At 45.8% G+C, this 19,107-nt stretch carries 21 protein-coding genes; 12 read left to right on the top strand and 9 right to left on the bottom strand.

Annotation, left to right across the window (positions count from 1 at the left end; translation table 11 throughout):
* The first annotated feature begins 61 nt into the window (after nucleotides 1–61).
* The 6 genes from BP688_RS01885 to BP688_RS01860 all read left to right on the top strand — a co-directional run bounded on the left by BP688_RS01885 (nucleotide 62) and on the right by BP688_RS01860 (nucleotide 4,819).
* Nucleotides 62–922: a ribbon-helix-helix domain-containing protein gene (locus BP688_RS01885; RefSeq protein WP_290596100.1), complete on the top strand. Its 861-nt coding sequence runs from the start codon at nucleotides 62–64 to the stop codon at nucleotides 920–922.
* A gap of 26 nt (nucleotides 923–948) precedes the next feature.
* Nucleotides 949–1,641, top strand: a complete 693-nt coding sequence (locus tag BP688_RS01880) for a precorrin-2 dehydrogenase/sirohydrochlorin ferrochelatase family protein (protein WP_290596101.1) — start codon at nucleotides 949–951, stop codon at nucleotides 1,639–1,641.
* Nucleotides 1,638–2,576 carry an Lrp/AsnC family transcriptional regulator gene (locus BP688_RS01875; protein WP_290596102.1) on the top strand — a complete coding sequence of 313 codons (939 nt, stop codon included), beginning with the start codon at nucleotides 1,638–1,640 and terminating at the stop codon, nucleotides 2,574–2,576. Before BP688_RS01880 ends, BP688_RS01875 begins: the two co-directional genes overlap by 4 nt.
* The gene (locus tag BP688_RS01870; RefSeq protein WP_290596103.1) at nucleotides 2,573–3,490 is read left to right on the top strand and encodes a TIGR00269 family protein; all 918 of its coding nucleotides are present in this window, start codon (nucleotides 2,573–2,575) and stop codon (nucleotides 3,488–3,490) included. Before BP688_RS01875 ends, BP688_RS01870 begins: the two co-directional genes overlap by 4 nt.
* Before the next feature lie 438 nt (nucleotides 3,491–3,928).
* On the top strand, nucleotides 3,929–4,057 hold the full coding sequence (locus tag BP688_RS01865; RefSeq protein ID WP_290596104.1) for a hypothetical protein: 129 nt from the start codon (nucleotides 3,929–3,931) through the stop codon (nucleotides 4,055–4,057).
* A gap of 354 nt (nucleotides 4,058–4,411) precedes the next feature.
* Nucleotides 4,412–4,819, top strand: a complete 408-nt coding sequence (locus tag BP688_RS01860; RefSeq protein ID WP_290596105.1) for a stage II sporulation protein M — start codon at nucleotides 4,412–4,414, stop codon at nucleotides 4,817–4,819.
* Nucleotides 4,820–4,848: 29 nt separating this feature from the next.
* Here BP688_RS01860 and trpA read toward each other — a convergent pair whose 3' ends face one another.
* The 7 genes from trpA to BP688_RS01825 are packed head-to-tail and all read right to left on the bottom strand — an operon-like array spanning nucleotide 4,849 to nucleotide 10,708.
* Complete coding sequence (trpA, locus tag BP688_RS01855) at nucleotides 4,849–5,595, bottom strand: tryptophan synthase subunit alpha (protein ID WP_290596106.1); 747 nt, start codon at nucleotides 5,593–5,595, stop codon at nucleotides 4,849–4,851.
* The gene (trpB, locus tag BP688_RS01850; protein ID WP_290596107.1) at nucleotides 5,592–6,749 is read right to left on the bottom strand and encodes a tryptophan synthase subunit beta; all 1,158 of its coding nucleotides are present in this window, start codon (nucleotides 6,747–6,749) and stop codon (nucleotides 5,592–5,594) included. The genes trpA and trpB overlap by 4 nt, the downstream gene beginning before the upstream one ends.
* Complete coding sequence (locus tag BP688_RS01845) at nucleotides 6,736–7,335, bottom strand: phosphoribosylanthranilate isomerase (RefSeq protein ID WP_290596108.1); 600 nt, start codon at nucleotides 7,333–7,335, stop codon at nucleotides 6,736–6,738. Before BP688_RS01845 ends, trpB begins: the two co-directional genes overlap by 14 nt.
* Nucleotides 7,325–7,861, bottom strand: coding sequence for an anthranilate synthase component II (locus BP688_RS01840; RefSeq protein ID WP_290596109.1), 537 nt, complete (start codon nucleotides 7,859–7,861; stop codon nucleotides 7,325–7,327). The genes BP688_RS01845 and BP688_RS01840 overlap by 11 nt, the downstream gene beginning before the upstream one ends.
* Nucleotides 7,858–9,093 carry an anthranilate synthase component I gene (locus BP688_RS01835; protein ID WP_290596110.1) on the bottom strand — a complete coding sequence of 412 codons (1,236 nt, stop codon included), beginning with the start codon at nucleotides 9,091–9,093 and terminating at the stop codon, nucleotides 7,858–7,860. The genes BP688_RS01840 and BP688_RS01835 overlap by 4 nt, the downstream gene beginning before the upstream one ends.
* Nucleotides 9,063–10,034 (bottom strand): anthranilate phosphoribosyltransferase, encoded by a 972-nt coding sequence (gene trpD / locus BP688_RS01830; protein ID WP_290596111.1) that lies wholly within the window; start codon nucleotides 10,032–10,034, stop codon nucleotides 9,063–9,065. Before trpD ends, BP688_RS01835 begins: the two co-directional genes overlap by 31 nt.
* A complete protein-coding gene (locus BP688_RS01825; protein WP_290623347.1) occupies nucleotides 10,031–10,708 on the bottom strand; it encodes an indole-3-glycerol-phosphate synthase in 678 nt (225 codons plus the stop codon). The genes trpD and BP688_RS01825 overlap by 4 nt, the downstream gene beginning before the upstream one ends.
* Nucleotides 10,709–10,826: 118 nt before the next feature.
* Here BP688_RS01825 and BP688_RS01820 point away from each other — a divergent pair, with 118 nt between their 5' ends.
* Both BP688_RS01820 and BP688_RS01815 read left to right on the top strand, forming a co-directional pair.
* Nucleotides 10,827–12,176: a RuvB-like helicase gene (locus BP688_RS01820; protein WP_290596450.1), complete on the top strand. Its 1,350-nt coding sequence runs from the start codon at nucleotides 10,827–10,829 to the stop codon at nucleotides 12,174–12,176.
* A gap of 38 nt (nucleotides 12,177–12,214) precedes the next feature.
* Nucleotides 12,215–13,387: an Nre family DNA repair protein gene (locus BP688_RS01815; protein WP_290623346.1), complete on the top strand. Its 1,173-nt coding sequence runs from the start codon at nucleotides 12,215–12,217 to the stop codon at nucleotides 13,385–13,387.
* A gap of 104 nt (nucleotides 13,388–13,491) precedes the next feature.
* Here BP688_RS01815 and BP688_RS01810 read toward each other — a convergent pair whose 3' ends face one another.
* Together BP688_RS01810 and BP688_RS01805 are read right to left on the bottom strand one after the other, a co-directional pair.
* Entirely contained in the window at nucleotides 13,492–14,652 is a 1,161-nt protein-coding gene (locus BP688_RS01810) for a saccharopine dehydrogenase family protein (protein WP_290596452.1), read from the bottom strand.
* A gap of 78 nt (nucleotides 14,653–14,730) precedes the next feature.
* Nucleotides 14,731–15,501, bottom strand: a complete 771-nt coding sequence (locus BP688_RS01805) for a DUF7839 domain-containing protein (protein ID WP_290596453.1) — start codon at nucleotides 15,499–15,501, stop codon at nucleotides 14,731–14,733.
* 211 nt (nucleotides 15,502–15,712) lie between these two features.
* Here BP688_RS01805 and BP688_RS01800 point away from each other — a divergent pair, with 211 nt between their 5' ends.
* From BP688_RS01800 to BP688_RS01785, 4 genes are read left to right on the top strand one after another with little or no spacing between them, the layout of a single operon-like run.
* The gene (locus tag BP688_RS01800; RefSeq protein ID WP_290623345.1) at nucleotides 15,713–16,855 is read left to right on the top strand and encodes a thiolase domain-containing protein; all 1,143 of its coding nucleotides are present in this window, start codon (nucleotides 15,713–15,715) and stop codon (nucleotides 16,853–16,855) included.
* A gap of 10 nt (nucleotides 16,856–16,865) precedes the next feature.
* Complete coding sequence (locus BP688_RS01795) at nucleotides 16,866–18,068, top strand: thiolase domain-containing protein (RefSeq protein ID WP_290596455.1); 1,203 nt, start codon at nucleotides 16,866–16,868, stop codon at nucleotides 18,066–18,068.
* Nucleotides 18,069–18,072: 4 nt separating this feature from the next.
* Entirely contained in the window at nucleotides 18,073–18,603 is a 531-nt protein-coding gene (locus BP688_RS01790) for a Zn-ribbon domain-containing OB-fold protein (protein WP_290596456.1), read from the top strand.
* A 2-nt stretch (nucleotides 18,604–18,605) separates the two neighbouring features.
* The gene (locus BP688_RS01785; protein WP_290596457.1) at nucleotides 18,606–19,070 is read left to right on the top strand and encodes a Zn-ribbon domain-containing OB-fold protein; all 465 of its coding nucleotides are present in this window, start codon (nucleotides 18,606–18,608) and stop codon (nucleotides 19,068–19,070) included.
* Nucleotides 19,071–19,107 lie beyond the last annotated feature (37 nt).

Genomic DNA, 19,107 nt, shown 5'->3' with positions numbered 1-19,107 from the left:
TTTCCACAGGAAATGGAGGGGGCAGGGAAAATTTTTTTGTAATTCAATTGTAATACAATACATGAAGCTTATATCAATAAGACTTGACGAAAAAACTGTTGATAGGTTGGATGACGTTGCAAGGAGAACTCTGATGTCCCGTTCTGAGGTAATCAGAAACTCGATAGCCATTTATCTCACATTGCTTGAAAACATAGGTTTTTATTTCAAACCTTCGCTGCCTGTAAAGAATATTGATGTTTATGAGGAGAGAAATGCCGTAAATATTGATTTGGGAAATTTAACGTCTGTAACGGTTTTGAACGTTTCATACGGTGGAGTAGGAGAATTAGAGATGGATGTCAAAAAGGATTTAGGCTTTGTTGCAGAAGTTCTGGCAAATCAGGCAGCGGTTGAAACCTATTGCAGATTCGTGAGTCCACTGCTTGTCACACTTTCGACGACATGCGGTTTCGATTATACTCGCAGATTTTTCAAGGAGTTCTCCAAAGCGATCAGGAAAAAATTGAACGTTCGCACAACTCTTTCGGGCTATGAGGAGTTTTTTGAATCCAATCAAAGTGGATTTGTATGTACTGTGGTTGGGTTAAGGGATATGACAGTTAGAAACTCTCCTAAGAGAGGGGATAAAATCTTCTTTTACGGCAGGGATAGCAGCGGGGAAAATCTCAAGCTGGACGACCTTCTGGATGTGAAAAAAGTTGTAGAACTTTCAAATCTTGTTAGAGAGGGAAAAGCCACATCAATTTTCCCGGTGAAGAGTGGGGGTTTAAATGAAGTTGCAAATCTCGTTGCTTCGTTAGCTGGAGGAAAATCGCATATACTTAAGGATAGAAAAGGCTGTCCTGCAACTGCTGTGGTACTGACTTCCGATGGCAATCTTAAGGAGTTCGGATGTGAATATGTTGGGGAAATACTTTAAACCACATCAGGTCTTGTGAAGTTATAATGAGACTTCCGTTGTACATAGAGTTTCAGGGAAAGAAGGTGGCTGTAATAGGAGGAGGTGGGGTTGGCACTCTGAGGGCGAAGAAATTTTTAGAGGCTGGAGCAGATGTTACAGTCTTCAGTCATGAGTTTTCAGACGAACTTGTTAAACTTTCTAAACATGGTGGGGTTAAGCTGATTAGAACCTCTATTGAAAAAATGGATTTTGATAAACTTGCTTCCGAGTTCAATTTGATTGTTATTGCAGTAGGTACCAAGGATTTTAACAACAGGGTGATGGAGGCTGCAGCAAAACACAAAACGATGGTAAATCTTGCGAATGATGCAAAAATGACGGAGGTAGTTGTTCCTTTTGAAGGCGGAAAGGATGGAATAAGGTTCGCAGTGACGACAGAGGGCAAGAGTGGTGTTGTAGCAAGAAAGGTGAGAGACCTCTTCCAGAAAGCTCTTGAAGAGCAGGATGAGCTTATTTACTTTTTGAATGCAATGGATTATCTTAAAAACTATATGAAGGTCAGTGGAATCCCCGTGAACTTGAGAATGAAACTTTACTCCATAGTCAGCAGTGATGAGAAGTTCCTCGAATTTGTAAGAGAAGGAAGGGTTGATGAGGCAAGAAAGCTGGCTGAGGAGATTGTTGAAGATTACGTTTCAGGCAGAAGAAATGCTGAAGATGGAGGGATTCAGTTTTGAAGCTTGATACTGAGTTGCTGATGGAATTACAGTATAGTCTCCCTCTGACAACGACACCCCTTGCTGACTTGGCTGAAAATCTCGGCAGAGGGAAGGAGGAGGTAATAAAACTCGTGAGAAAATACGTGGGGGAAGGAGTTGTTAAGAGATACGGTCTTAATCTGAATTATCGTGCTTTTTCCGGTTATAAGCGCGCTGCACTTGTTGGTTTTAGAGCTGAGAAGGTGGATGAGGTTGCTGCGAAGGTAAATGCTCACGATGAGTTCAGGGTTAAGCACAACTTCCTGAGGGATGCCTATTACAACGTATGGTTTACGGTAAAAGGGCGGGATGTGGAGGAGATTGAGGGAATAGTCGGCAGGATTGCTGAAGAGTGTGGAGTTGAGGAATACGTTGTACTTCCGACAAAGAGGGTTTACAAGATGGATGTGAAGTATGATCTGAGTAAGGGTGTTTCGTGGAGCGAGAGAGGCCTTGAACCAGAAAAGATTCCACTTGTAGAAGAATTGGGTTTTGATGAGGAATTTGTGAGGAGTCTGGAATCTCTGGAAATTGTAGAGAGGCCATTCGCCGGTTTTGGTTATTCTGAAGAAGAAGTGGTGGATATTATCAAAGAACTGATGAGGAAAGGTGTTGGGAGGGACTTCAGCGGGGTGCTGAGGGAAAGGAAGGTTGGATTTAAGGAGAACGGCATGACGGTGTTAAAGCTCTCAACCAAGCCAGAGAGGGTAGCGTTAAATCTGCTCGAAAACTTCCCGCAGATAACCCATCTCATAGAGAGAGTTGTGAGCGGGAAATGGAACTATCCTATTTACTTCATGGTTCATGCTGTAACGAGAGAACCGATTGAGGAAATAAGGCGGCAGGTTTTGCAGTTGGGAGGTGTTGAGGAAGCAGAGACGATTTACAGCAAGGTCAACCTGAGGGAAAGATGATAAAGTGTTCAAGATGTGACAGAAGGGCAGTAATATTTCAGAGACACTCGAACAGGCATCTATGCAGGAGACACTTCGTTGAGGATTTTGAGAGGAGAGTAAAGCTCGCCGTAAAGAAGTTCGACATGATTCAGAAGGGAGACAAGATTGCCATTGCCCTGAGCGGAGGAAAGGATAGTGTAACTTTGACTTACGTTCTGAACAAGCTCTACGCTGGAAGGAGAGACATAGAGCTTTTTGCCATTACGGTTGATGAGGGGATAGCCGGATATCGCCCGCCCACTGTGGAAATCGCCGAAAAGGTTGCGGGTGACCTTGGAATTGAGCACGTTGTAGTGTCCTTTAAAGAGAACTTCGGGATGACGCTTGACGAGATGGTGAAGAGGGGCGATAAGAAACCATGCACCTACTGCGGGGTCTTCAGGAAATATTTACTCAACAGGACTGCAAGGGAGATGGGTGCGACAAAGCTCGCCACTGGTCACAACCTTGATGATGAGACTCAGACAATTTTGATGAATTTCCTGAATGCCGACATGGAGAGGATGGCAAGACTCGTGCCGCAGAGGGTTCAGGAGGGACTGATCATGAGGATTAAGCCTTTCCGATACATTTACGAAAAAGAGGTGGTGGTTTATGGCCTCCTCCACGACCTCCCAATGGACTTTGATGAGTGCCCCTACAGTGAGTTTCCTGTGAGGGCGAGTGTTAGAGATTTTCTCTATGAGTTTGAAAACAAATATCCCGGTAGGAAGTTTTCGGTTATGAGCAGCTTTGAGAAGCTGATTCCATGCCTTAGAAACATGTATCCGCAGATTGATCTGAAGAGATGCGAGAGATGTGGGGAGCCAACTCCTCGCAAAGTTTGTCAGGCATGCAGGCTCCTTGAGGAGCTTGAGAGTCAGAGCAGGTAATTTTTGTTGGTATTACTTATCATTACACGATTGTATCCAAATAACCCAGACTTGAAAGGAACAGTTACAGTAGAACCAAGCAGCGAGGGCTGGCTTTTTTAGGCCTATATCTCCCTCTTTTAACCATCTGATAAAACTGGATAGATAATCAATTTTAATAGACTTATTGATAGTGAGAGTCTTTGATCCATACTTAACATTTTCTATATCTAACTTAGTATAAGTTTTAAATAGGTATAGCATATCATACGAGTATAGAGAGCAAATGTAGAGGTGATGAGGTGTACGAGGTCAAGGGCTGGAATGAAGAAATGATGAAGTAGCTGGCTGTGGCGATGTGTTTGGCGATGTTAGGGGTGGCTGGGGTGCCTGCAGCATCGTCAACGACATTCAATATCGGCGGCAGTCTTTTTATTGGCATGGAATGCGGGGAATGATGTGCTCGACGATGGACAATATTCATGGCAAACGTATGCCAATATGGCACTACTTGCAGGAGCTGTAGTCGCTTTTGCCATCGCACCTCCAGCAGGCATAGCATACTGGATAACAGCAGGAACATTATGAGGTATATGCCCGCAAAAGAGTTGGAGAGTCTAAGGCTTGTGAGGAACGTCTTAGGTGTATGTCTTATAGCTTTAACCTTAATCTCGCTAACAAATTTTTTATTCGAGATAACAGGAAAACTTTTAATTCCAATGAAATCTTACCAAATATTACCAGTTCTTAGTGCTTTACTAATAGTATTTATTATAGTTAATAAGTTAGTAACTAAGTAAATGCAGATTACAATCTCCCTACTAACTTTATCTGCAGCTATATACGTTATGGGAATTATCGTAGGTTTTAGCGTATTCAACGATGTTCACACATTTCCGACTGCACAAGTGAAAACGAGTAATAATCATTTGCCTCTTTCCTATGAGAATCTTAGTAACGAATTTGAGGGCAATCCTAATTTTAATGGTAGGATTTGGTGTTGCAACTACTATTAATTTGATATTCAACGGAATGACTCTGACTTTTCTATATATTGAGGGTCTTAGAAAAAGTATGCACTTTGGAGACTTTCTACTTCTAATCCTCCCTCACGCCATACTCGAAATCCCCGCCATCATAATTGCTGGAGCTGCCGGTTTCAAAATTCCATACGAAATTGTCAGGTATTTGGTAGGCAGAAAAGAGCAATCTCTAACAAAAGAAGATATCGAGGGATATCTAATCTTGGCTTTAATCTCCATCATCCTGATAGTAATCGCAGCTTGGATTGAAGCTAACGTAACTCTGGAGATAGCGAAAGCAATGATAAATAAGACAGAAGGCACTTGAAAAATATCGTTTTGCTCAGGACGTAGGCACTAAGATACTCCGGACTTCAGGTTTAAGGTTAGCTCCCTAATATCCTCAACCGCATTTCCACCTTTCTCGTTAATGATACGGATAAATGCACTTCCCACGACAACGCCATCTGCCCCCGCTTCGATTAACTGCCTTACATGATCCGCCCTCGAAACACCGAATCCAACTGCTACAGGTTTCTTACATACGTTCTTGACCCTTTTCAAAGCTTCAAATGCTAATGGGGAAATCTCTCTCCTCTCTCCTGTAACACCGTAGGTTGAGACAAGATAGATGAAGGCCGATAGCTCATCAATTGCCCTCAACCTCTCCTCGCTTGTGTTGGGTGCAGCCAAAAACACGTTTTTCATTCCCACATCGTTGCAAGTCTCAACCAACTCTTCAGCCTCATCGTAGGGCAAATCAACGACGAGCAGCGCATCAGCACCACTTTCATATGCTTTCTCCACGAACCCTTTAACGCCCCTCCTGTAAATCGGGTTGTAGTAGCTCATTATCACCAGCGGTTTTTCACACTCCTTCCTGAAACCTCTGGCAATCTCAAAAACCTGCTCAACTCTAAAATTTCTCAGTGCCCTTACGTAGGATTCCTGAATCGTCTTCCCGTCTGCAACTGGATCGCTGAAGGGCACCCCAAGCTCTATGACATCAGCTCCAGCTTCAGCCGATGTGAGCATGAATTCCACAGTTTTCTCTACTGAGGGATAGCTTGCAGTGAAGAAAACGATTAGTGACCTGTCAATCATGCTATCCTCTCCATCACGATTCCCATGTCTTTATCTCCCCTTCCCGAAAGATTTACTACTATCACATCATCCCTGTCCATTTCCTCTGCCATCTTGATTGCATAGGCTACTGCATGTGCAGATTCAAGAGCGGGAATTATTCCTTCGAGCTTTGAAAGCGTCATGAAGGCATCCAGAGCCTCATCATCCTTTACTGCGACGTATTCACACCTCTCAACCTCTTTCAGGTAGGCATGCTCAGGCCCCACTCCCGGATAGTCCAACCCGGCGGAAATGCTGTGGGTGTCGAGCATCATGCCATTTTCGTTGTGCAGAAAGTAGGACAGCATCCCATGCAGAACCCCCTTACTTCCAGCCGTTAGTGAGGCAGAATGCTTTCCCGTCTCTATGCCCTTGCCTGCAGCCTCAACACCTATGAGCCTCACGTCCTCATCCCTCAAAAAAGGGTAAAAGATGCCCATCGCATTACTCCCCCCACCAACGCACGCGACTATCACATCAGGCAACCTGCCCTCAGCCCCTATTATCTGCTTTTTTGCCTCAACACCAATCACAGACTGGAAGTCTCTCACAATAGTGGGGAATGGATGTGGCCCAACAACCGAGCCTATCAGGTAGTGGGTGTACTCAAAGCTCTCAACCCAATCCCTTAACGCCTCGTTTATAGCGTCCTTCAGAGTCATGCTACCGCTCTCAACTGCAGTAACCCTCGCTCCCAGCAGTCGCATCCTGAATACGTTCATCTTCTGCCTCTCGTAGTCCTCAGCACCCATGTAAATCTCCGCCTCAAGCCCAAGCAACGCTGCTGCCATAGCAGTTGCAACCCCATGCTGCCCCGCACCAGTTTCAGCTATAATCCTCGTTTTTCCCATAAACTTCGCCAGAAGAGCTTGGCCAATTGTGTTGTTTATCTTGTGCGCTCCGCCATGAAGCAAATCCTCTCTCTTCAGGTAAATTTTCGCCCCCACCTCTCTGCTCAGATTTCTGGCGAAATACAGGGGGGTGGGTCTGCCAGCGTAATTTTTGAGGTAATAGTCAAGCTCCTCCTTAAACCTGTCATCATCCTTCAGCTCCTCATACGCTCTCTCAAGCTCCTCAAGAGGAGGAATGAGAACTTCAGGAACGTATCTTCCACCAAACTCACCGAACTTCATTTTTTGCCCTCCTAACAAACTCTTTAACCAGGATTTCCGACTTGACACCATTCCTCTCCACACCAGACGACACGTCAACACCAATTGGCCTTACTTGCCTTATCGCCTCTTCAACGTTCTCAGGATTGAGTCCACCAGCAAGAAAAACCCCATATCTTTTCGAAATCTCCCTGCTCACTCTCCAGTCATGAACCACTCCACTCCCACATCCGGAGTCAAGAAGAATGAAATGGGGAGAGTAAGCTTCAATCATTCGAATTATCCTCTCTGGGCTATCATTAACGATAAAGGCCTTCATGGTTTTAACGATCTCCTTCAATCTCTCAAAATCCTCCAGATTCATAGAGGAGTGAACCTGCACCAAATCGCACTCTACCTTTGAAACTATCTCAAGCCAGTCTTCAAGGCTTGTTGCAGTGGATACAGTGAAAACGGGTATTGAGGCAGAATTCACTATTTCTCGTGCCCTCTCAAGGTCAACACACCTCTTTGAATCGCACTTAACTACAACTCCCGTTGCGTCAGCATACCTCTCAACAACCTCAAGCTCATCCAAATTCTTAACACCGCAAACCTTAACGATCATGGCAAATCTCCACGAAGTTTCTAATTATTCTCAAGCCATCTTCAGTTAGCACACTTTCAGGGTGGAACTGAACTCCGTAGATGTCTTCCCTTCTCAATCCCATAACTATCCCATCCTCGCTCACCGCCGTGATCTCAAAGCCATTTGGAGGTCTCAGAACTGCAAGGGAGTGATATCTGCCAGCCCTCAGCGGATTTCTTACCCCTTTGAATATTCCATCGGAGTTATGCCTGATTATGGAGCTTTTTCCATGAACAGGCTTGACCTTTCCCACTTTCCCGCCAAAAACCTCTGCTATCATCTGATGACCCAGACAAACTCCGAGAACTGGCACGCTGTAGTCAAAAACAAACTCAAGGCTCTTGTCAGGCTTTCCGGGACCGGGAGAGATAACGATCCCATCAAAGTTAATATTGTCAATTTCTCTTGCATTTTCTCTGTCAAAAACCTTAACCCTGTCGAACATTGAAATGTATTCAACGAGATTGTATACGAAGGAGTCCTTACAGTCTATAACAACTATCATAATCCCACCGCCTTCAAAACTCTTGCAATCTTGTTTTCAGTCTCCAAAAACTCCTTCTCCGGTATGGAGTCGGCAACTATCCCTGCTCCCGCTCTGACCCTGCATTTTCCATCGTACTCAACCATCCTGATCGCAATCGCCAGATCAGAGACATTTTCAGAAAAATATCCCACTGCCCCCGCATATACGCCTCTCCTATCCCTTTCAATCTCGTCTATCAGCTCTATGGCTCTCAGTTTCGGTGCTCCTGTGACAGTGCCAGCTGGAAAAGCTGCTTTCATCGCATCAAAGTGTGTTAGTCCAGCCTTAAGTTCCCCTACGACTTCGCTCTCGATGTGGAGCACATTCGGGTAGTTTACAACTTCCATGAACTTCGAAACTCTTACGCTGCCCGCCCTGCACACCTTCCTGACATCATTCCTTGCAAGGTCAACGAGCATGATGTGCTCTGCTCTCTCCTTTTCATCGTTAAGAAGCCTTTTTGCGATTTCCTCTTCTCTCCCCTCAATCCTCCTGGCGGTTCCGGCAATTGGATTGATTATGAAGTGATTACCCTCAACTCTTCCCATTGTTTCCGGACTCGAACCTATCAAGGCCTTATCGAACTCAAGCAGGAACATGTAGGGACTCGGATTAGTTTTTCTTAAATTTAGGTAAATCTGGAATGGGTTTAGGTCAGTTCTTACAACATACTCTCTGGAAAGAACTATCTGGTAAATCTCCCCTTCAAAAATCTGCTCCTTTCCCTTTTCTACCATCTTTAAGAACTCCTCCTCGCTTCCAGCCCTCAAAACCTCCGCCTCAGCCTCTCCCCCCTCAACCCCGATTCTCTTTGCCCTCTCAACAATTCTGTCAGCATTTTCAACATTAACGCTGAAGAGCTTACGCAGATAGTGGTCGTAGACGAAGTAGCCATCGTAGCAGCCGAAAAATGACGGGTCCTCCACTTTTTTGCCGATGTAGTTATTCACGGCTTCATAGGCAACATAGCCGACGAGCAAACCCTTCACGTGAATCCCCTTCAGCGCCTCAAAAGGATCGGAGACTTTAGAAACAACTTCTCTGTCAACCTTCGTCCTTTTCCCGATTTCAACTGTATAAAGGGGGTTGAAGGAGATGTAGGTGTATCTCGCCTTTCCACTCTTCTCTGCCGATTCGAGGATGAACGGATAGCTTTCATCCCTTATTGCAGCATATAATTTCACCGGCTCGACGTAGTCATGCTTTTGCATGCAACTTCCTCCAGTTTCCTTGCGAACTCCCCCGCCTCCAACTTTTCCTCGAAAATCTCCACATTTTCCTTCAAATCTTCGTGACCAAGGGCGTAGAGTGCTGCAGCAAAATTGATGGCTATGAATGTCCTGTCCTCATCAAGTCCTTTTCCATTAAAGACGGCTTTAATCCTCTCTGCTGACTCCTTGCTGTCATCGCATGTAACTATGTTGGCCCTACCAACCCCAAAGTCCTCCGGGACTAAAGTCAGCATCTCAACATCTCCATTTACAATGGCAACTCTCGTCTCATCCTTTGGACTTACCTCATCTAAGCCCCTTCCATGGACAACAACAGCTTTCCTCCCCAGAAGGGAGATTGCATTAGCGATGTCTTCCAGCAAACGCTCACTTGCAACACCAACAATCTGAGCAATAGGATTAGCAGGATTTGTTAGCGGTCCAGTAACGTTGAATATGGTCTTGATTCCTAATTTTCTCCTCACCCCTACAACCTTTGCAAAGCTGCTGTGGTAGAGCGGGGCAAAGAGGAATGCAAAACCAGTTTCATCAACCATCATCCGTGCCTTTTCCGCATCCATCTCTATGTTTATTCCGAGAGCCTCAAGGACATCTGCGGAACCACTCTTAGAGCTCATCGCCCTGTTTCCATGCTTGGCGACCGGGTGGATGGTTGATAATGCCAGTGCAACGGCCGTGCTCACGTTTATAGTTCTCGAATTATCGCCTCCAGTTCCGCAAGTATCTACAACCCTTCCGAGGTTTACCTTAGACCTCTCAGTTATCCCTCTTGCGAAGCCCGCTATAACCTCAAAATCGTAACCTCTTGCCTCTAATGCAGCAAGGATGGCTGCAATCTCAACTTCATCAAGATTTGCCAGTTCTTTTGCCAGACTGTAGGCTTTATCAAAATCAAGCCCTCTCAAAACATCCTTGATCATCCTCTCGCCTCCACAAAAGCTCTAACAAAGCTCTCTGTGTCTTCTGCCATCATGAAGGCAGTTCCTATAAGAGCAGCATCAACATACTTCAGAACGAAAGTTAGGTCCTCAACAGTAGCAATCCCGCTTCCGCTTATCTTGTAACCCTCGATCTTACCCGCAATTCCCGCCGTAACGCTCGTATTACCTCCGTCCTTCTCCATCTGATCTATATCTCTGTTGTTTATCAATACAACTCTCGCATTTTTAACGTAAACCAAATCCTCCGGGCGATGAACTTCCACAATCGGTTCGATGCCGTGTTCAAAGCACGAATCCACAAATTCAGCTGTTTTATCCTTTAGATGTCGTGCGATGAGGAGAAGGGCAGAGACACCAGCATCTGCACTTCTCTCCACCTCTAAAATATCTCTGATGAAGTCTTTTCTCAGAACTGGAAGTTCTGTAAGTTCTGTTATTTTTCTAAGCGTCTCAAAATCGCCTTTAAACTCCTTTGCCGTTATATATGAGATGGCAGCCGCACCAGCCCTTTCGTAGGCGTTCAGGATGTCCTCAACTCTCCTTCCCTTTAAAAGGTCTCCATGAATCGGCGAGTATGGCTTTATCTCCGCAATTATTGCGTTCTTGCTCTCTCTGCTTACACCCTTTAAGCTTTCAACAAACCCAAAGTACATCACCTGTTCTTCCCATAAGGGTTTAGTCCCGGTTTGTGTATTTAAGTTTTTTGCTAAACAGAGTCAAACTTTTTTAAAATTTATATAGTCCTTCTTTTCCACCAATTTTGGTGATACTATGGTGGGCGAAATCAGGGAGATTACTCAGACTTTTGAGAGGATAAGCGCCCACTCACACATTCGCGGTTTGGGATTAGATGAAAATTTGAAAGCTAAGGATGTTGCGGACGGACTTGTAGGACAGAAGAAGGCAAGAGAGGCTGCAGGAATTATAGTAAGGCTGATTCAATCAGGTAAGATGGCAGGTAGAGGCATTTTAATGGCTGGGCCACCCGGAACGGGGAAGACTGCTATAGCAGTGGCGATAAGTAAGGAGCTTGGCAAGGACATACCTTTCGTCCACATCTCTGCCAGCGAGTTTTACAGCGCTGAGATGAAAAAAACTGAAGCCCTCATTCAGGCAATGAGAAAAGCAATAGGTGTCAGAATAAGGGAGACAAGGACTGTTCTCGAGGGTGAAGTTGTTGGACTCGACTATAACATGGTACCAAATCCCTACAATCCGACGCAGAAAATCCCCGAGTCTGCAACGCTTACACTGGCAACAAAGGACGAGAAGAGGACCTTTAGCGTAGGTGGTAGACTTGCCTTGCAGTTCATCTCTCAGGGGATAGAAGTTGGTGACGTAATAGTGATTGACAAGGAAACTGGAAGGATAGGAAAGCTCGGAAAGAGCGAGAAGGCTAAAAAGAAATACGACATTGGAGATTATGATGTTGTAGAGGTTCCGGCTGGCAAGGTTGAGAAGGAAAAGGAGTTTGAATACGTTGTAACTCTGCACGATCTTGATGAGGCGAATGCGAGGAGGACAAGCATTTTCAGTCTGTTCTCACCACCAAGCAGAGAAGTTGATAATGAGGTAAGGCAGGCAGTTGACGAGCAGGTAAAGAAGCTGGTTGAAGAGGGTAGGGCGGAGCTTGTGCCGGGGGTTCTGTTCATAGATGAAACGCATCTGATGGACATTGAGCTTTTCGCCTTCATGAACAGAGCGATGGAGTCTGAGATGGCACCGATAATAATTCTCGCATCTAACAGAGGATTTTCGAGGATAAGAGGAACAGACATTACTGCTCCGCATGGCATACCCCTTGACCTGCTTGATAGGCTGCTGATCATAACCACGGAGCCATATAGCAGGGATGAAATAAGGACGATCATCGAGATCAGGGCGGCTGAATCCGGGATGATGCTCAGCGATGAGGCGATGGACAAGCTGACGGATATTGGGGAGAAAACGAGTCTCAGATATGCTGTCCAGCTTCTTGCCCCAGCTTTTGAGTTCGCCAGAATGAGAAACTCAGGAAAGGTGGAGCTTGAGGATGTGGAGAGAGCAGCGAGCATTTTCGCGGATGTTAGTCAGAGTTCAGCATATCTCAAGAAATGGGAAGAGAAAATGCTTGGGATGTGATTTTATAGATTTATATTTCTTAGGGTCGAATAAGTATTGTGAAATGTGCCGAATGCAAGGGAAATCTGCTCTGTGGGAGGAGCAAGTGTCCGCTTGTTGAGAAATACAGGTTTCTGAGGAGCATAAGGATAGACAACAAAATTCTTGATCCCTCTCCTCCCTCCATATTTGTTGGCAGGATAGGGTATCCGAAGGTTTATGTTGGCCCGTTGGTTGCCATCAACACTGATCCCGTCTATGCCGACTCTCCTTGGTTGTGGAAGAGTATCGAAGAAGTCATCGAGCTTAGAACTTCAATGCTAAGAACCTCGACAAGAATGAGAGTCGAGGATGTCAGAGAGGAGAACAGGCGGATTGTGGAGCTTCAGGAGCTGACAGCTTCTGTAAAACCCGTTGACATAGAGGCAGAGATACGGAAAATCGTAAAAAGGGCAGAGTTCGATGACGTGGTGCAGCCAATGGGATATTCGGCAATTGTTGAGAAACTGACAATCACAGAGAACCCGAAAATTCCGGAAAAGGTTGAGAAGGTTTATTATGATGATCTGAAGTCTCATGAGGCGTTGAAGCTCCTCTACAATCACGGCTTCTCGACCTACTATCTTCAGAAAATTTTCTCGGCTGGAATGCTTGGGGAGAGGCAGAGTAGAAAGCTTGTTCCCACCAGATGGAGTATTACAGCTGTGCATAGCATTCTCGGTGAGAAAATCAAGAGGGAAATAGCGGAGTTTGAAGTAATTGACAGCACCATGGTTTTCAGCTTTGAGCACTTCGGAAACCACTTCGAAATAATTCTATCACCTGAAAGATACTTTTTCCAGCTAATCGAAATCTGGCAGCGCAAATCCTTCTGGAGCCCAAGAGAGGACTGGATTGGGGCTGATGGCGAAGATATAAGACCCAAGAAGACATATTCGAATCTCAGCGGGGGATACTATGCCGCCCGCCTGCCCGTATTAGAGCATCTAAGGAGGATAAGAAGACAGGCTTCGATACTCGTTATTAGGGAAATAAAGCCTACCTATTACGCCCCTCTGGGAGTGTGGGTGGTTGAGGAGGGCGTCAGGAAGGCGTTGAACACAAAACCCGAAATTTTCAGTTCATTCAAAGAGGCGTTTGAAAGTGCTACTTTGAGAATAGAGACCGATAGGCGGAGATGGCAGCATTATGTTTTCAGGCAGACAACTCTTGAATCCTTTTTTAACTCTTAGCAAGCTCATCAGAAGAATAAATTTTACTCGTCGCAGCTTGTTGAACTCTTAAAATTTTTTATGGCTTTTCGAATAAAAAATTTAGTAATAAGACGACTTAAACTTTAAGACAAAATTGCTTCAAGGAGGGACTTCCTTTCAACTTTGTTGCCCATAACTGTCTCCAAAATCAGTGAAGTATTTTCTGGAATCCTTTCCGAAGCCATGGCAAGAAACTTTTCAGTGTTTATACATGCTTCTGGGGGCAGAACACCGACAGCATCAACTTCACCCCGTGCAATCATCATAGCCCCTACAGCCGCAGGCATGCCTGTAGCTGGACCCATATGCCCGTGCAGGTGGGCTATGTATCTAATTGTCTCTCCCTCCTCCCTGCATAAAAACTCGATTCTCATAGCAGTCCTCGTTCCCTCCTTGACCTCTTTCTGGGTTGAAACTCTGGACAGAATCGGAACGAATATTTTTCTTGGTGAGAGACCAAAAATACCCTTCGTGCTGAATAAACCCATTTTTGACATCAGCATAAATATTTTGAAATCTCTCTCCGGGAGAAATCCTCCTTTGTTTATCACCGTTTTGACCTTTATATACTTTGGAAGTGTTACGGGTTCAGGGTGTCCAAAGTAAGCAACTTTTGCAGCACCACTCAGGAATTCCACCGTTTCAACCCCGCTTCCAGCTTCAACATTGACGAGTTTTCCGTCTATATACTGGGGGACTTTTCCGCTCAGCCCATGGGCTGCGTGGAACATAACTCCAACACCTTCTGGATCAGTGCTACTATCCACAACCCAATACTGCTTTATCTCATCAAGCTCGTCGCATCTGTCAGCAATGGCTTTTGAGAGTATGTTTGTTATTCCCGGACTTGCTCCAAGCCCTACGACTGCAGTAATCCCTTTTTTCTTTGCCTCCTCATTAAAAGACAGCATCTTTATGGTTGCATCAGCATCATCACAAATATCAACATAATCTCTGCCCGCCTCTATGGTGGCTTTCAAGACAATCTCCCCAAACATATAGAAAGGTCCGACGCAATTAACTACAACATCATTTTTCCTAATTAATTCCACAACCTCATCTTTGTTTCTGACATCAATTTTCTTCGCCTCAACCCCATATTCGGATAACTCTGATGCGAGCTCTTTTGCCCTCCGAATGTTGTAATCCCCTATAACCACTTCTGAAAACTCTTCTGAAGTTGCAAGCTCCTTAGTTGCAAAACTTCCCTGCGCACCACACCCTCCCAAAACTAAGACTCGCATCTTAACACCTATTGTAATTAATCATACTAGTTAAAGTTAATTTTGCCACATTCCATGAACAAACTATGCCTGAGAAATTCAAATTACCAACTCCTTGATCTCAAACTCCAATCCCTCTTCGATCAGGCTCCTCAAAAGGTCGTTTACTCTTCCCTCAGTACAAGCAACAATTACCCCACTACCATGGTGTGCAGCCTCTATACAAACCTCCTTCGCCCCGAAAAAGATTGGCTCAACCCTTATTTTTCTACAAGAAACGAGCGCCTCAATACCGATGGCGACAACGATACTCGTCGGACGTGATTTTACAAGTTCTCTGAATGCGTCAAGATCAACCTTCCTGCTCCCCCCCTCGGTCACGTCTGGAATTTTCACCACAATGACCTCTCCCTTCTCCGGAGGCTCAAAACTACCTGTTGGTTTTATCAGCACATCCTCTCCATCCTCAGCAGATGTTAGAGCTGTGCCATTCCCTTTAGAACTCTTCTCGGCGAATATAAATCCATCTCCAAACCAGTATCTGACCATATCTCCCTCTTTTATTCTACTTCTCGCTATGGCGACAACAGTTTTGGAATATATCTTTTTAAGTAGCTCCTCGCTGAAGAGGTGGAGGTCTATAAGGTTTCTCGACATCCATTCTTCTCCCTTCCTCGTAACCTCGTAGTATCCCTTGTGAACAACGTTGATCAGCCCCTCGTTTACCATCTCCTTGAAATGCTCGGAGATGGCTTGAGGTGTGAGGCTTAACTTCTTTGCAATATCACGTTGGTTGCATTCGGGATTTACCATCAACTCTGAGAGAATCAGGAAGCGAATGGTGTCCTTTCTGCTCAGCAAGACATTCATAACTTCTGTTTGTTTCCAATATTTTAATGTTGCTGACCCTTTTGTTTCTCCAATTTTTCCATCAACAGAAGTGATGGGTGTTTTAACATGTATGCTAAAAACTGATATTATTATTGGTATTAAAAAGATCGTATTCTAATGTTTATTTTTAAATTACCACATTAAGTAAAATTTAAGTATTCGTAAAATGGTTGATATAATTGGTGATTGAATGGTAGCTATTGTAGGAGTCGGGTATTCGGGTTTTAATTCCACTACACCCGACCTGAGCTGGAAGGAAATCATGTATGAGGCGGCTTTGAGGGCTTACACCGATGCTGGCATAAATCCTCGCAGGGATGTGGACAGCTTTGTAACGTGTGCAGAGGACATCTATGAGGGATTTGCAATCTTTGACGAGTTCGTTCCAGACCAGCTTGGTGCGGTAGTTAAGCCAACTTGCACAGTCTGTGCAGACTTCCTCTATGGCGTAGCTACTGCCTACATGCAGATCAAGAGTGGACTTGCAGATATAGCAGTTGTTGAATCCCACAGTAAGGCGAGTGACATTCAGACCTTCGGTAATGTGGTTAAATTTGCCATGGACCCAATATGGCTCAGGAACATTGGAAATGCACACCCTTACTACCTTGCAGCCTTGGAAATGTTTCAGTATATGGCCCAGAGATGCCTGAGTGAAGAGGATGTTGCGAGGGTGGTGGTGAAGAACAAGAACAATGCTTTGCTGAACCCATCAGCCCCTTATGCTGCCAACGTAACCATAGACGATGTGATGGCGAGTCCGAAACTCTTCGACCCGATGAAGAAGATGGAGATTGCTCCCCTCGCTGACGGCTGTGTCGTCTTTGTTCTTGCAAGTGATGAGGTTGCGAGAGAGTTAACCGACAGTCCAGTTTGGGTCAAGGGAGTGGGATGGTGGAGCGAAACCTACGGCTACGACACTGCAAGCTTCTCCGCAATGTACACCTACAAAGCGGCGAAGATGGCATACAGGATGGCAGGCATTGAGAATCCGGCAAAGGAAGTTGATTTTGCTGAAGTAGATGACAGGTTCGCATTCAAAGAGTTGCAGCATCTCGAGACGTTACAGCTTGCGGGGAAGTTCGAGGTTGCGAGGCTTATGGCAGAAGGTTACTTCGATAAAGATGGTTCTCTTCCGGTAAACGTTTCCGGCGGGAATCTTGGTGTGGGAAATCTCCTTGAGTGCACCGGCGGGCAGAAGGCTCTGGAAGTGGTTCTGCAGCTACGTGGAGAAGCTGGAAGAAGGCAGCTAAGCGATGTAGAGATTGGGGTTGCACAGGCGTGGAGATACCTGCCGACTCACAGCGGTGCTGTGGCTGTTTTTGGAGTATAGGGTGGTGGTTATGGAAGTTGAGAAAATTAGCGGGTTGAAGTTTCACAAGAAGCAGGATGTAGCAATCGTCGGAGCGGGGATGACGACCTTCAAGAGGAGACTTAATGAGACTGGAAGGGAGCTGAGCTATCTGGCAATAAAGCAAGCTTTGGAGGAAGCTGGCATAACCATTGATGACGTTGAGATGGTTGTGATGGGATCTGCTCCAGACACCTTCGACGGATTGCACATGAAGAGCGAGTATCTGCTCGATGGCTCTGGAGGGAGCGACAGACCCTATATGAGGGTCTTCGTGGGTGGTGGAACAGGCGTATTTGCTCCGATAGCTGGATACTGGCACGTTGCGAGTGGTTTAGCTGATGTGTGCCTTGTGATCACAGAGGAAAAAATGTCTTCAAGTTATCCTCATCCGCAGTCTGCGTTCAAGTATATCTGGGACCCAATTCTGGATAGACCTCTCAGCCCTAACCTGATCTGGATTTTTGCTCTTGAAATGAGGAGGTATATGCATGTTCACAACATCAAGCATGAAGATATTGCTCTTGTTTCGGTGAAGAACAAAGCAAACGCCTTGGATCATCCATGCGCTCAGGTGGCAGAGAAGATAACGGTTGAAGATGTCCTTAACAGCGAGCCGATGGCTCTGCCTGTCAGAAGACTGGACGTTTCTCCACCATCAGATGGAGCTGCAGCCTTGATCATGGTCGCTCCGCACATTGCGAGACAACTCACTGACAATCCCGTATGGGTGACTGGAGTGGGATGGGCCCTCGACACCACATGGTGGACTAACCGTGACCTATACTTCCCGCGCTATGTTGCCGAAGCGGCAAAGATGGCATACAGAATGGCACACATTACAGACCCACGAAAGGAGATTGACGTTGCCGAGCCTTACGACCCCTTCGACTACAAGGAACTGCACCACATGGAGGGCCTTGGATTGGCAAAGAAGGGGGAGGCACCGATTCTGACGAGAGAGGGAGTGACGCAGAGGGACGGTGACCTGCCTACCTGTCCCTCCGGCGGTCTTCTCGGAGTGGGCAATCCTATTGCAGCAACGATGGGTGTTAAGGCGTGCGAGATATATTGGCAGCTCGCCTACAGAGCAGGGAAGAGACAGGTGGCTAAGGAAGTCACAACAGGCGTATGTCAGGCATGGGGAGATTTGATGCAGGTTGGAACGGTTATGGTTATGTCGAACAAGAGGTGATATGATGGCTGTTGGTAAGAAAGATATTGAGTGCCCTCCCTATGCTGAGGGAACTCCTTTGAGTGATGAGGACATCAAAGAAGGAAAGGTTACATACGTTGAAGATCATCCTGACATCCGCTATTCGTGGACTGCTGGACAGGCGATCAGCAAGTTTCTGAATGGGCTGAAAGAGGGCAAGATTCTGGGGGTGAAGTGCAACAAGTGCGGAAGAGTGATGGTCCCTCCGAGAATGTTCTGCGAGCTATGTTACAAGCCCATTGACGGCTGGGTGGAGCTTAAAGATACCGGCACTGTCGAGACTTTCTCCATCTCCTACATCGACCCTGACGCAAAGCCCCTGCCGGAGCCAGTCATAGTGGCGGTTATTTCCATTGATGGTGCCTCACCCCACATGGGGATCATGCACATTCTTGACGAGGTAAAGCCTGAGGACGTTTACATCGGAATGAAGGTCAAGGCTGTGTGGAAGGGTGAAGAGGAGAGGGAGGGAGCGATTACAGATATCAAGTACTGGAAGCCGGTGGAGGGATGAAGATGATCGAGAAGATTGTTAACCCCAAAGAGTTGAGGCACTGGGATGGTAAAATCGAGCTTTACTGGGTTTACACAAGCGGGAAAGCTGGAGACGAGTTCTTCAAGAAGCTCAAGGAGGAGGATAAGTTTCTGGCAGCGAAATGCAAGAAGTGTGGGAAAGTTTACTTCCCGCCCCGTATCTACTGCGAAAAGGACTTCAGCGAGACCGAGTTTGTGGAAGTTAGTGGAGAGGGGTGCGTTAGAGCCTTTACAGTTGCAAGGCTCGACGCCTACGAAAAGCCCTTGGATAATCCAGAGATTTATGCACTGATTGACATTGATGGCACAGACGGTTGCTTAATTCACCTGCTTGGTGAGGTTGAACCCGAGAACGTTGAGGTTGGTATGAAGGTAAAGCCAGTTCTTAAGCCGAAGGATGAGAGAGAAGGCAGGATCACAGATATCCTCTACTTCAAACCCCTCTAATTTTTGGTGATAGCATGAACTTTGAATTTAACGAGGA

The organism is Archaeoglobus sp. UBA230 (genome assembly GCA_002507545.1).
In the GTDB taxonomy this organism is placed as follows: domain Archaea; phylum Halobacteriota; class Archaeoglobi; order Archaeoglobales; family Archaeoglobaceae; genus Archaeoglobus.
This window is presented reverse-complemented; position numbering and strand designations above follow the sequence as displayed.

Bases quoted from the DNA above. Each gene is read 5' to 3' on its own strand.
- BP688_RS01885 (WP_290596100.1), top strand. From the start codon at position 62: ATGAAGCTTATATCAATAAGACTTGACGAAAAAACTGTTGATAGGTTG.
- BP688_RS01880 (WP_290596101.1), top strand. From the start codon at position 949: ATGAGACTTCCGTTGTACATAGAGTTTCAGGGAAAGAAGGTGGCTGTA.
- BP688_RS01870 (WP_290596103.1), top strand. From the start codon at position 2,573: ATGATAAAGTGTTCAAGATGTGACAGAAGGGCAGTAATATTTCAGAGA.
- BP688_RS01860 (WP_290596105.1), top strand. From the start codon at position 4,412: ATGAGAATCTTAGTAACGAATTTGAGGGCAATCCTAATTTTAATGGTA.
- trpA (WP_290596106.1), bottom strand. From the start codon at position 5,595: ATGATTGACAGGTCACTAATCGTTTTCTTCACTGCAAGCTATCCCTCA.
- trpB (WP_290596107.1), bottom strand. From the start codon at position 6,749: ATGAAGTTCGGTGAGTTTGGTGGAAGATACGTTCCTGAAGTTCTCATT.
- BP688_RS01845 (WP_290596108.1), bottom strand. From the start codon at position 7,335: ATGATCGTTAAGGTTTGCGGTGTTAAGAATTTGGATGAGCTTGAGGTT.
- BP688_RS01840 (WP_290596109.1), bottom strand. From the start codon at position 7,861: ATGATAGTTGTTATAGACTGTAAGGACTCCTTCGTATACAATCTCGTT.
- BP688_RS01835 (WP_290596110.1), bottom strand. From the start codon at position 9,093: ATGCAAAAGCATGACTACGTCGAGCCGGTGAAATTATATGCTGCAATA.
- trpD (WP_290596111.1), bottom strand. From the start codon at position 10,034: ATGATCAAGGATGTTTTGAGAGGGCTTGATTTTGATAAAGCCTACAGT.
- BP688_RS01825 (WP_290623347.1), bottom strand. From the start codon at position 10,708: ATGTACTTTGGGTTTGTTGAAAGCTTAAAGGGTGTAAGCAGAGAGAGC.
- BP688_RS01820 (WP_290596450.1), top strand. From the start codon at position 10,827: ATGGTGGGCGAAATCAGGGAGATTACTCAGACTTTTGAGAGGATAAGC.
- BP688_RS01810 (WP_290596452.1), bottom strand. From the start codon at position 14,652: ATGCGAGTCTTAGTTTTGGGAGGGTGTGGTGCGCAGGGAAGTTTTGCA.
- BP688_RS01805 (WP_290596453.1), bottom strand. From the start codon at position 15,501: ATGAATGTCTTGCTGAGCAGAAAGGACACCATTCGCTTCCTGATTCTC.
- BP688_RS01800 (WP_290623345.1), top strand. From the start codon at position 15,713: ATGGTAGCTATTGTAGGAGTCGGGTATTCGGGTTTTAATTCCACTACA.
- BP688_RS01795 (WP_290596455.1), top strand. From the start codon at position 16,866: ATGGAAGTTGAGAAAATTAGCGGGTTGAAGTTTCACAAGAAGCAGGAT.
- BP688_RS01790 (WP_290596456.1), top strand. From the start codon at position 18,073: ATGGCTGTTGGTAAGAAAGATATTGAGTGCCCTCCCTATGCTGAGGGA.
- BP688_RS01785 (WP_290596457.1), top strand. From the start codon at position 18,606: ATGATCGAGAAGATTGTTAACCCCAAAGAGTTGAGGCACTGGGATGGT.